This is a genomic window from Christiangramia lutea, from assembly GCF_022489035.1.
Lineage (GTDB): Bacteria > Bacteroidota > Bacteroidia > Flavobacteriales > Flavobacteriaceae > Christiangramia > Christiangramia lutea.
This window is the reverse complement of sequence record NZ_JAKVTV010000005.1, coordinates 59450-71900: the sequence shown is the minus strand read 5'-3', so window position 1 is coordinate 71900 and position 12451 is coordinate 59450. Positions and strand designations below refer to the sequence as shown.

10 protein-coding genes and 1 tRNA gene are annotated in these 12451 nt (G+C 36.9%); 9 read left to right on the top strand and 2 right to left on the bottom strand.

Annotated features, from left to right (window positions below; genetic code table 11):
- The first annotated feature begins 46 nt into the window (after positions 1 to 46).
- From ML462_RS13675 to ML462_RS13645, 7 genes are all read left to right on the top strand, one after another.
- Complete coding sequence (locus ML462_RS13675) at positions 47 to 763, top strand: class I SAM-dependent methyltransferase (RefSeq protein WP_240714391.1); 717 nt, start codon at positions 47 to 49, stop codon at positions 761 to 763.
- 288 nt (positions 764 to 1051) lie between these two features.
- Complete coding sequence (locus ML462_RS13670) at positions 1052 to 2941, top strand: sensor histidine kinase (protein WP_240714390.1); 1890 nt, start codon at positions 1052 to 1054, stop codon at positions 2939 to 2941.
- Positions 2941 to 3684, top strand: coding sequence for a LytR/AlgR family response regulator transcription factor (locus ML462_RS13665; RefSeq protein WP_240714389.1), 744 nt, complete (start codon positions 2941 to 2943; stop codon positions 3682 to 3684). Before ML462_RS13670 ends, ML462_RS13665 begins: the two co-directional genes overlap by 1 nt.
- A 639-nt stretch (positions 3685 to 4323) precedes the next feature.
- Positions 4324 to 5688, top strand: a complete 1365-nt coding sequence (locus ML462_RS13660; protein WP_240714388.1) for an MFS transporter — start codon at positions 4324 to 4326, stop codon at positions 5686 to 5688.
- A 260-nt stretch (positions 5689 to 5948) separates the two neighbouring features.
- Complete coding sequence (locus tag ML462_RS13655; RefSeq protein ID WP_240714387.1) at positions 5949 to 6167, top strand: LytR/AlgR family response regulator transcription factor; 219 nt, start codon at positions 5949 to 5951, stop codon at positions 6165 to 6167.
- Between the two features lie 173 nt (positions 6168 to 6340).
- Positions 6341 to 6697, top strand: a complete 357-nt coding sequence (locus ML462_RS13650; RefSeq protein ID WP_240714386.1) for a LytR/AlgR family response regulator transcription factor — start codon at positions 6341 to 6343, stop codon at positions 6695 to 6697.
- Positions 6675 to 9659: a histidine kinase gene (locus ML462_RS13645; protein WP_240714385.1), complete on the top strand. Its 2985-nt coding sequence runs from the start codon at positions 6675 to 6677 to the stop codon at positions 9657 to 9659. The genes ML462_RS13650 and ML462_RS13645 overlap by 23 nt, the downstream gene beginning before the upstream one ends.
- Before the next feature lie 270 nt (positions 9660 to 9929).
- On the opposite strand, the gene ML462_RS16105 is transcribed toward ML462_RS13645, so the two are convergent.
- Both ML462_RS16105 and ML462_RS13640 read right to left on the bottom strand, forming a co-directional pair.
- The gene (locus ML462_RS16105; RefSeq protein WP_262914766.1) at positions 9930 to 10058 is read right to left on the bottom strand and encodes a hypothetical protein; all 129 of its coding nucleotides are present in this window, start codon (positions 10056 to 10058) and stop codon (positions 9930 to 9932) included.
- Positions 10059 to 10179: 121 nt separating this feature from the next.
- Positions 10180 to 10264, bottom strand: a tRNA-Ser gene (locus ML462_RS13640).
- Positions 10265 to 10442: 178 nt separating this feature from the next.
- Here ML462_RS13640 and ML462_RS13635 point away from each other — a divergent pair.
- Both ML462_RS13635 and ML462_RS13630 read left to right on the top strand, forming a co-directional pair.
- The gene (locus ML462_RS13635; RefSeq protein ID WP_240714384.1) at positions 10443 to 11147 is read left to right on the top strand and encodes an SGNH/GDSL hydrolase family protein; all 705 of its coding nucleotides are present in this window, start codon (positions 10443 to 10445) and stop codon (positions 11145 to 11147) included.
- Positions 11148 to 11344: 197 nt separating this feature from the next.
- A complete protein-coding gene (locus ML462_RS13630; protein ID WP_240714383.1) occupies positions 11345 to 12373 on the top strand; it encodes a M28 family peptidase in 1029 nt (342 codons plus the stop codon).
- Positions 12374 to 12451: the final 78 nt, after the last annotated feature.

The window sequence follows — 12451 nt, the reverse complement described above, 5'->3', positions numbered from 1 at the left end:
AATTGTCGCCTACTTTACTTAAATTAAAGAAAATCAAACAGGCATCATGAAAATTCTCAAGTACCTTATTATAACAATTCTCGCATTAAACTTTTTTCAGTGTAAAGGACAAACGGAAACTTCAAATGAGAATTACAGTTTCAAACCTGGAAGCCTGGATGGTATTGGAAAATGGTATAAGGGCCGTGAGATAGCTCATGTAATGGGCTACCGTGGAATAAGCTGGCTGGAACGCCCTGAACGCGAAAAAGAGGAAAATACAAGCAGACTCATTGAAAATCTGGAAATACAGCCAGATGACACCATTGCCGATATTGGTGCAGGATCAGGTTACCATGTGTTCAAAATGGCACCTCTGGCGAAAACAGGCCTTATTTACGCAGTGGATATACAGGAGGATATGTTGCAGGCTATTCGTGAACGAAAAAAGGATGCCGGAATAAAAAATATCGAATTAATCAAAGGAACGGAAAAAAGCGTGAACCTACCGGAGAATTCTGTCAACAAAATTCTGATGGTAGATGTTTACCACGAATTCAGTTTCCCGGTGGAGATGTTAGAATCCATGCACCTGGCCTTGCGCGAAAATGGCAAGATTTATCTCATCGAATATCGTGGTGAAGATAATTCCATACCTATTAAGAAACTGCATAAAATGACCGAAGAACAGGCGATCAGGGAGTTTAAGGCCAACGGTTTTAAACTGGAAGAAAATATCAGCAACCTACCCTGGCAGCATTGTTTGGTATTTGTTAAGCAATAATATAATTGATTTGGTTGGTCTCAAAATCTATATTTAGATCATTAGAATAACGATAAAGACATGGAACAGGTAACTAAGAACAAATAAGGAAATTAATTTAAGGTTTTCAATAATTAAGTCTGTACAGGTTTTTTACAACCGGAAAATAAAAAGTTCAGAAGCTATCTTTCATTACCCAAATAATTTGTTTTTCAGTCACTTACAACCTACACCCAAGTGATTTTATATGGAAATTCATTATATTTAAAAGTGTAATAAAATTTCCTTTCAACCAGTCCTTCAAGAAGTATGTCAAATATAATTTTCACAATTTTACTGGTTTGTTTTTTTTCAGAATTCAGTTTTTCACAGTCTGGAACTTTAAGCGAGAAAGGTCTAATTAACCAAAATATAGACTCAAGCCTGGCATGGATGCGCGCCAATATTACATCCGAAGAGAATTTAGAAAAATTTCTTGAAGTGGGGCTGCATACTTTGGAACAGAGTATAAAACAAGAAGATGATACATTAATTGCCCAAATCCACGAATCCCTGGCGAGCTGGCATGCTTACAATGGTTTGTTTTCCTCAGACTCGGTAGTGTATCATGCAGAGAAAGCACTTGATTATCATTTGAAGGGAAATGACAAAAAGAAAATTGCTGATACGTACAGGTCTCTTTCTATAGATTATTTGAATACCGGGCAATTTGATAAAGCTCAGGAAGTTTTATTTAAATCCATTGCGCTTTATGAAGATTTAAATGACGATGCGGGCCTGGGAAGTGCTTACCGTACTTTAGGGGTCAAATTCCGGGTAATGGAAGATTTTGAAAAATCTATAGCCTACACCAAACAGGCGTTGCCTTTATTAGCAAAGTCTGATAATTACAGTGAATTAGCTATCGCTCAATTCAATTTAATAATCAGCTATGGTAAACTCGGGGAATTTGAAAAAGCCTATGAAGCTACAGAAGATTGCCTGGAGATTGTTAGAACAAAAGCACCCGAGGAAATTTTTATCCCGATAAGAGCCTATTCATACCGAGGCGAAGTTTATACTAAAGCCAAAGATTATGACAATGCATTGAAAGATTATGTGACCGCATGGGAAATGTGCAAAACTCATATTTCAGAGGAGCGTTGTGCCACCTACCGTACAGAAATTGGACATATTTATTTATTGCAGGAAGAATATGAGCAGGCCTTAGATCATCTTTTGGCGGGTGTTAATGCTCATGATGAAAAAGGCCAGGTTGGTCTAATCCAGCCCTATTTAGATCTGGCCGAAACTTATATTCATTTAAATGATTTCGAGAATGCTATGGTCTTTAAAGATAAAGCCTACGCCAATTCTAAAATGATGCTGGAAGGTAAGATCGAAAACATAGAATCTGAAATGGCCATCAAATACGAGACAGAGAAAATGAACGAAACCCTAGCGTCTCAGGCTGCCTTGCTGGATCAAAAAAATAAAACCCAGAACCTCATCATTTTAATAGCCTCATTGTTATTCCTGTTTTTACTAAGCTTATTATATTTCTTACAGAAAAGCAAAAAAACTACCAGGATCATCAGAGCCAAAAACTCTGAAAATGAATTATTGCTGAAAGAAATACACCACCGGGTAAAAAACAACCTGGAAATGGTGAAGAGTCTTATCGGTTTACAATCTGCTCAAATCGAAGATCCTGCCACCAAGGATGCTATGATTGCCAGTCAGAACAGAGTACAGTCTATGGGGATTATTCACCAGAAGTTATATCAGGGTACTAACCTGGGAAGTATCGAAATGAAGGATTATTTTATCAATCTCAGCGAAGGCATCCTTGACACCTTCAATGCCGAAGAACGAGTGAAAATAGAATGTGCCATGGATAACCTGGATCTGGATGTAGATACCGCTGTTCCTATAGGACTTATTGTTAATGAGTTGCTTACCAATGCTCTTAAATATGCCTTCCCCAAAGGCCAGCAAGGTATCATCAACATTAGATTGGAAAAAGATACTGAGCATAATCTAAAATTGCAGGTAAGCGATAACGGAGTTGGAAAAACAGCCGGGCTGGTACCTAGAGGTACGGGATTCGGCACGCAATTAGTGCAATTACTAACCAGGCAACTAAATGGAAAGATGATAGAACGCAATGATGAAGGCACCCATATAGAATTTGACTTTCTTATACAAAAAAGTGCCTGATGGGTAAAAAAACAAAAATACTCATTGTAGAAGATGAAATGGTCATCGCTGCAAATATCTCATTACAACTTAATGAATTGGGATATGAAGTTACCGGTATAGTTCCAAGAGGTGAAGAAGCTTTGTTGCATATTAAATCTGAAACTCCAGATATATTATTGCTGGATATCAATCTTAAAGGCACTTTAGATGGTATTGAAACAGCTCTGGCAATGCAAAAAACACACGATATACCCGTAATCTATTTAACTGCCAACTCAGATGATGCTCACTTCAATCGTGCAAAGGAAACTCATCCTCACGGTTTTATCGCTAAACCTTTTAAAAAATTAGACCTGCAACGCGCCATTGAATTAACCATTTCTCAAACCAGCGCTAAGGATGAAAGCAATAATGGGAGTGCTCCTCAAAATGCCAAAACCTACGTTCTTAGTGATTGTATCTTTGTAAGGCATCTAAATTCAATGGTTAAGGTACCAATTAAAGACATACTTTACATCGAAGCTGAACGGAACTACTGTCGCATCTTCTCCAGTAACCAGGAATATTTACTGGTTATTACCCTGAAAGAAATGGATAAAAAACTACCTTCCAGACATTTTTTTAGGATCCACAGATCTTACATAATAAACATTTCTCAGATCAAAGAAATAGCCACTACCCATATTGTGATTGGTAGAAAGGCAATTCCAATCAATAAGTCTTTAAAAAAAGTATTGCTGAGGCGTTTACAAACTATTTAACTTATTTGTTCAGTAAATCCATTCACTGGGACAGTATTAGCGTGCTTTCGTCCTACATCACTTCTTTTAAAATTTTATTATCAGTTATTTAGAGGGAATAAATCGTAAACTTTCAAAAATACTGTTTGTACAGTGATTGGCGCTATTAGACTAAAAGAAGATTGTAATCGATTATTTGTGATACAACATCGAATTTGAGTTTCAGGAATTCCCGATTGTATAATCAATATACCCAAAAAATAATATGCAGATTTGGATCGTGTATAAGATAGCGCGGCACAGAACCAGACAGATTTGCCAGGAAAAAAGAGAGCTGTTGTATTTGGTAAAATATGGTAGGACATTATAGATCACATTTGGTCTCCCATTTTTAAATTAAAAACAGAAATGAGTAATTAACCATTCAAACAAGGTTGCTGTGATAGCAGGCTTGGATAAATTAACCAGTCTTTAGAGCCTTTAATTTCATCAACTATAGGCTCACAACTGACTAACCAATCACTATTAGCCGGTTGGTAATATTCAGGCTTTTTCCGGGGGTCATTCTACATCAATCTTAACATCATGGTAGAAAAAAGCCTGAATACTCCAATTAGAAAAAATTCAGACATCTGTTTACAATCTTTAAAATCTAAAAAGATGAAAGAGAAAATCGTGAAGGTAAAAAATAGATTAGGTAAGAATTTATCTGAGAATGTCATCTCCAGATATATCACATTTTCAGCACTTTATACCGCACAGGGAATTCCAGAGGGTGTCACTTATTTTGCACTTCCCGCCTGGTTAGCTATGAACGGAAAATCAGCCATGGAAATCGCTTCTCTGGTTAGCGTGATGCTCATCCCGTGGAGCTTTAAAATTTTAATTGCTCCCCTTATGGATCGATTTACCCTACTATCCATGGGCAGAAAACGGCCATGGGTGATCTTTGGTCAGCTAGGTTTAATAATCAGCTTTTTAAATCTGGGTCTGGTGCCAGACCCTTTGAATAACATCAGCGGATTAATGATTGCAGGCTTCCTGGTTAATTTTTTCGGAGCATTTCAGGATGTAGCTACAGATGGAATGGCAGTAGAAGTTATCCCCGGAAAAGAACAGGCACGAGCCAACGGATTAATGTGGGGATCTAAGACCATAGGCCTTTCATTATCCCTTATTACAGGTACCTGGCTTATCAATAATTTTGGTTTTACTTTTGCCGTATTTTCCCTGGCAACAGCAGTAGTAATTATCATGATATTTCCCATTTATTTTAAGGAACGTCCAGGTGAAAAAACTCTGCCCTGGACCCCTGGAAAGGCTTCATTTGGCGCCAAAAGGATTCAATTAAAAAGCTGGAAACATATTTTCAAAAGCCTTTATAAAGTAATAATATTAAAATCAAGTCTGCTGTTATGCATTGGGATTTTCCTTTTGGGAATAATGTTCGGTCTGGTAGATACGCTCTTACCTATTTTCAGTATACAGGAATTAGGGTGGACAAATTCAAACTTTTCGAATATACTCTCTGTATCCTCTGTGATTGGAGGGTTTTCAGGAATGTTCGTAGGAGGGTACCTGGTAGATTATTTTGGTAAAATAAGAATGTTAACTCTATACCTGGTCCTGGTAACCAGTCTAATTGCGCTCTTTGCCTTTATGACTAATTTATGGAGTAGCATCTTTGTTACCATAGCATTCATCTTATCCTATACCACTTTGTACACATTTTTATGTATCGCCGTATTTGCCTCTGCCATGCACTTATGCTGGAAGACCGTTGCCGCAACCCAGTTTACATTATATATGGCATTATCTAATATGGGCCGAGCCACCGGAGCCAGCCTTCTGGGTCTTTTAAAAACAAATTTTAATTGGGAAACCGTTTTTTTAACTATCGCCATCATACCCTTTATCCTGGTGATTATTATTCAATTCATAAACTTGAAAAGGCATAGAATTATAGTGAATAGTTTTGATGCTATACCATATGAATTAGCTACTCCCCCAATCATAAAAAATTAGGTTCATCTATTTAAGATTTCGCTAAAGGAAACAATTTTCTCTTCAATTCTGAAAATTAAAGTTTTGCCATTGATAAAATAAAGAAACCTGACTTACAGGTATCTATGTAAAATTCAAGGCTTCTAAATTGAGAATATAATAGATATTATATACGAATCAGGTGAATCCCTATCTCAAAAAATCTATTCGTTTTTCATTGCAGTATATTACTTTAGCGAATTATAAGGTGATAAATACCTGATAAATTGTAGTTTTATTTTATGATAAAAGTAGTCATCATTGACGATGAGATAAGCGCCCAAAGTTTATTAGAAAAGACCCTGCAAAAATTTTTCCCTAATAGATTCAATATAGTTCAAAAATGCCCTTCCGTAGACTCAGGCATAACGGCCATCAAAACCTATGAACCCGATCTTGTTTTCCTGGATATCCAGATGCCAGAAAAGAACGGATTTGAGCTTTTTAATATTTCGAAGTAATCAATTTCGAGGTCATTTTCACCACTGCCTATAATCAGTTCGCTATCAAGGCAATTAAGCAAAGTACGCTGGACTATTTACTAAAACCTATAAATCATCTGGAACCGGCAGAAGCGATCAAAAGGTTTGAGAATAAAAATGAAAAAAGTTTTGCACAAAAAAAGCTTTCTCTTTTGCTCGAAAACCTCAATGTAAATGACCAGAATGTAAGTAAAATCGCTTTTCCAACCATGGAAGGTTTTGAGCTTATTCATTCCAACCTGATCCTATATTGTAAGGCAGAAAGTAATTATTGTTGCGTGAAAAGGATTGATGGGATCACCAAGATGGCTACAAAAACCTTAAAGTATGTTGAAGATATCTTGCCTTCCACTTTTCTAAGAATACATAAGAGCTATGTGATTAATCTGAATTTCGTGGTGAGATATCATAAAGCCAACAAAGAAGTTGAATTAACCAATGGAGAGAAGCTCCCTGTCTCCTTCAGAAAAGAAGAAGAATTTATAAATGTCATTCTACAGAATCACTAGACTTCTTTTCTTCTTTTTATTATGGTTGAATTCTGCAGTTTCCCAGAATTTTCCAGGGAAGCACTATACAGCCGCCAATGAATTACCCAACAATACGGTTAGGTCTGTTCTTGTTGACAGCAACAATATACTTTGGATTGGAACAGACAATGGAGTTGTTAAAAAAGAAAACGACGTCTTCAAAAGTTTTTTCGAAGAGGATGGACTCGCCTTAAACAGTTGCTGGGCCATTGCTGAGGATGAAAACAACAATATCTGGTTTGGCAGCTATGGTGCTGGGGTTAGTATCTATAAAAATGGAGAATTTAAGGTTATTTCAAAACGAAATGGCCTTGTTCATAACGAGATCGTCAGGTTATTTTCCCATAAAAATTATATGTACATAGGCACCAGCGATGGTTTATCCAGGGTAGACATCAATACTTTTACAGTTGATTCCTGGAAAATACCCTCGGGTAATAACCTGTTCAGGGTTGTGGGCTTTTTTGAATTTAAAGACGAAGTTTACATTACCCCTTATAATACTGGAATTTATAAGCTTAAGGGTGATCAAGAAGATCTGGAATTAGTTAAGGTAAATGAACATGAGTATATCTATTCGGTTTTTGTTGATCAAGACAGTATATACAGCAGCAATAAAGGGTTTTTTACAAAAAACAAGCTTAGTGATTATGTACTGAAAGCAGAACCTAATTCTTCAGAAAAAATCGGGACTTCTATTGTTTGGGATCATGTAAAGACCAAAAAAGATAAAATATTTGCAGCTGCCTGGGGCATCTATGATACCAATGGCGGAATCTATGAGGTGACCAGAGATGGAATGATTCCCAGAGCTTCTGATTTCAATATTCCCAGTAATAAGATCGTTTCCCTTGCTTATGATGATAAATTTGATAAACTCTACGCAGGAAGCCTAGATGCCGGCTTATTCGAAGTGCAATTAGATCCTCAGGTGCAGTTTCACGCGATAAAGGATAAAGACGTTTTGGGTTTTAGTTTTTCCATGGAGAATGCTGCGGTATTGTTAAATGATGGAATCTTTATAAAAAATTCTGAGAACGAAGAGGTAATTTCCCTAGCCCAATTAAAGACCTGGCAGGAAACCTATGTTCAGAATACCGATACTCCCCTACCAAAATATGAAGATTCGTTCTATGAACTGGATTACACCACTCCGGCGGAAGAGATCAGCTTCTATGATATAAAAGTTTCCGCAGGCAATTTCTGGATAAATACAAATGTTGGTATATTCGCTATCCATCCTTCAGGAAAACTTCAGCGCTATATTCCATTACATTCCGAAGAGATCAATTTTACAGAAAAAGGAGCTCTTATCGAAACTCATCCTTATGGTGGTGTAAGAGTTTATGAGAACCTTGATGCTTTTAAATACCAGAGCTATTTAAAGGATGATCCCACAACGCCAACTATGGTAGTAAATAGTTTAAGAAAAGATGATAAAACTTATTTCCTATCTGTCTTTTCCGGGCTTTATAAATGGGAAAATGATGCATTCAGGTCCTTCCTTCACGATGGTACCTGGAAAGAAAACAAGTTAAGGCATATTACCGAAATTGATAATAAATTGGCTGTCTCCAGTGAATTTGGTGATATATATATTATTTGTGATACAGATTCCCTCAAGGTTCTGAAAAAGATACCCAGGGCACAAATCAAGGGAAATACAGTTTCTTTTTTAGAGAATTATCGGGGAAGCCTTTTAATTGGTACTGAAAAAGGCCTAACCATATATAAAGACGGGCGTTTTATTTTTCTGAATGAAGAACAGGGCTTAAAACAACCATTTCTGGGTGCCAAAGTATATGATAATATCCTATCTATTGGAAGCAATAATGGTTTTTACAGAATTGATCTTGATTTGCTTAGCCAAACAAAACCACTAATTCACGAATTGAATTTTAAGGAGATCTTTGTTAATAACCATGAATATCCGTTAAAGGATTTTAAAGGAATAGAGAATATAGAACTTGAGCACGATCAAAATACAGTTTTACTGAAATTCAGTACGAATGCCCATCCCTATCCAGAAAAGTTAAGTTATCAATATCGCCTAAATGACAAAGATGACTGGAGTCTCCCTTTGTCAAAACCAGAGATCTTCCTGCCTTTTCTTCCAGCAAAGGGTTACAATGTTTCGGTTAGGATTCTTGATGCCAGCACCGGCTTAAAATACACCCAGTTGCTCACAAGGATGTCTATTCTTCCACCTTTCTGGAAAACCTGGTGGTTTGCCCTGCTTATCTTTTCGAGTATACTATTGATCGTTTTCGGAATTTACCGCCACCAGATAAAGCAACACCGAAATTTTGAAAAGCAAAAACGCATCATCCAAAAGCGATTTGAAGAAACCAAAATGGAGGCTTTACTCGCACAGATGAATCCGCATTTTATTTTTAATGCCATGAACTCCATTCAGCATTATATCATGGACAGCGATATAGACAATGCTACGATCTTCCTGGGCGATTTCGCCAAATTGATAAGGCTAAATCTTGATCATTGCAACAAACAGGACATTCTACTTGTGGAGGAGATCGAATATTTACAATCTTATATAAGGGTAGAAAATACCCGGTTAAATAATTCGGTAAAAGTGATGATAGAAACCGATCCCGCAATAGATCCATATGAGCTGAAAATTCCTACTATGTTACTTCAGACTTTTATAGAGAATGTTTTTGTTCATGCCTTCCCTTCGAGTATAAAGAATCCGACCTTAAAGATCTCTTTTCAGCTATTGCACGAAAATTTTCTACTATGCAAGATCGAAGATAATGGAATAGGTTTTACTCCTGGGTCCTCGAATTCTCTGCACAAGTCTAAAGGCGTAAGCCTGGTAAAAGAACGCTTAGCCTTGTTGGGTTATAAGATAGAGGAAACGATAGAGGTTATCTCATCAAAAAACAAGGGTACCAGAATAACTTTAAAGCTGGAAGTATAACGATAAATTGGAATTCCCATACGTTTACTAAATGGAAACCTTTCTCTTTAACCTAGCGCTTATAATTACAAAAAATTAGAGCTAGCGGCGGCTGGGTTCGTTTTGAACTTGCTTTCAAGTAAAATATTATGAGTAGGGTTGTAATATTTTTAAGGGGTAAGCAAGGTCGCAGCTACTCTAATCTTTTTCATCACAATAGCAAAACCTGTAATAGTTAAATTGTTTGAAGTATAAAACCCTATCAGTTAAAGCTTTTTGAACACCCTCATTTTAAAAGTTTCCTTCACAAATAAAATCAATTTTCGGTTTAAATTCTGGATAGTCCTTTGCTACTTCAGGTAAGTGGACATTTACATGCAATAAATCTAAAAGTGCCTGTTTTGTTGAGATTTTATCCATTTTATTTATAAGTTTTAACAATAAATGGAAATAATACTCAATAAATAGTATTCTTCTAAAAACAAAAAAGCCCGTAAACATAACGTTTACGGGCTTTTAGTAGAATTTGATAAATTCCTAGCGGAGAAAGAGGGATTCGAACCCCCGGAGGTGTGACCCTCAACAGTTTTCAAGACTGCCGCATTCGACCACTCTGCCATTTCTCCTTGAGTGCCTCATCAGCTATTTGCTGAATGCGGGTGCAAATATAACACGCTTTTTTAATTATCCACAACTAAATCCTAAACTTTTTTTGGCTTTTCTCCAGCCTCCTCTTTATCAGTCAATTTCAAAAGAAAAAATTTTAAGTCATTACTTTTGTAAATTGAATTCCAAACCGTATCCATGAAATTCTCTGCCATCAGCCTTGTTTTTATTTTTACTTTTATCACCTCAAATGCCCAGAATACAGAATATAAACAATTTATGGAACAGGATTGGCCTCAGTTGAAGTATTATCGCGAAGCAAATCAGGAAATCGTAAAAAATAAAAACTGGCCTAAGGTAGTTTTTATAGGTAATTCCATCACCGAGGGCTGGATGAATACCCACCCTGAATTCTTTATAAAGAATAAATACCTTAACCGCGGTATCGGTGGTCAGACCAGTCCGCAAATGCTTTTACGGTTTACCGCAGATGTACTGGATCTGAATCCTGAAGTTGTGGTGATCCTTGCCGGTACAAACGATATCGCCGGGAATACCGGCTACGCTTCAGTGAAAATGATCTGTGATAACATCAAAGCCATGGTCATGCTGGCTGAGCAAAGAAACATCAGCGTGATTTTAAGTTCAGTACTTCCTGTCTTCGACTATCCCTGGCGTCCGGGGCTGGAACCGGTTTCTAAAATTCAGGAACTCAACTCTTGGCTGGAGAGTTATGCCAAAGAACATGAACTCGTTTACCTTGATTATTTCAGTTCGATGAGCGACGATAAAAAAGGTATGAAAAGGATATATTCAGAAGATGGAGTGCATCCCAATTCTGAAGCATATTCAGTAATGGAAACCTTAGTACAGGAAGCGATAGAAAAAGCGCTTGTGAAATAAAATATAACCACTCTTAAAATTTATCCTTTCATCTATATTTTTTTCTAAAAATACCCTCTAATTATTCTATTGCTTAGCCTCTTGCTTCAATTTTAAACCTTTCCGCATCATCATGGTCTATATTTATGAGTCCCTTATAACTATTTTGTATCAAAACCGCTATCTTGGCGGCAATTATTAAAAAAATGAATTATCCCATGAAAAAAATACTGGTTTTGGCCTTCCCGGCCATCCTACTATCCTGCAGTGCCCAAAATGGTAAAGTTGAAGACGCCGATGCTATGGAATACGCAAATACTATTACTGCAGATGAATTAAAAGAACATCTTTACACTTTTGCCAGCGATGAATTTGAAGGTCGTGAAACCGGCGAACCCGGACAGAAAAAGGCTGCGGAATACCTTAAAAACGAGTATAAAAGTTTGAATCTGCCTTCACCAATTGGAGGTGATGATTATTATCAGGAAGTTCCTACCAGCTATTTCAGCAGAGGAAATGTGAAGCCTACAGAGAATGTTGTCGCTTTTCTAAAAGGCTCTGAAAAACCTGATGAAATATTAGTAATCTCTTCGCATTATGATCATGTAGGAATTGATGACCAGGGAAGAATTTACAATGGTGCAGACGATGATGGTTCTGGAACAGTTGGAATACTTGAGATTGCTGAAGCATTTGTTCAGGCATCAAAAGATGGATATACACCAAAAAGATCTATTCTCTTCCTTAATGTGACTGGAGAAGAAAAAGGCCTGGTTGGATCTAAATTCTATACAGATGAGCCTATCTTTCCTTTGGAAAATACCGTAGCCAATCTAAATATCGACATGATCGGCCGAATTGATCCTGCTCATGAAGGTAACGAAAATTATGTTTACCTTATAGGTAGTGATAAACTTAGTACAGACCTTCATAACCTCAGCGAATCGGTGAACTCAAAATACATCAATCTGGATCTGGATTATAAGTATAATGATGAGAACGATCCTAATCGTTTCTATTACAGAAGTGATCACTATAATTTCGCTAAGAACAATATCCCGATCATTTTCTATTTCAATGGAACTCATGCAGATTACCACAAGCATACCGATACACCCGAAAAGATCGAATATGACCTTTTAGCCAAAAGAACTAAACTGGTATTCCTTACGGCCTGGGAGATCGCTAACCGTGACGCCCGTCTGGTAGTTGATAAAGCAGATGACTCTTCCTCAGTAGGAAAATAGTTTAAACCGAAAAAAAGTATTTAAAGCCTCGTTATTTTAACGGGGCTTTCTTTTTTAGTAATATCTAGAGAATTGAGA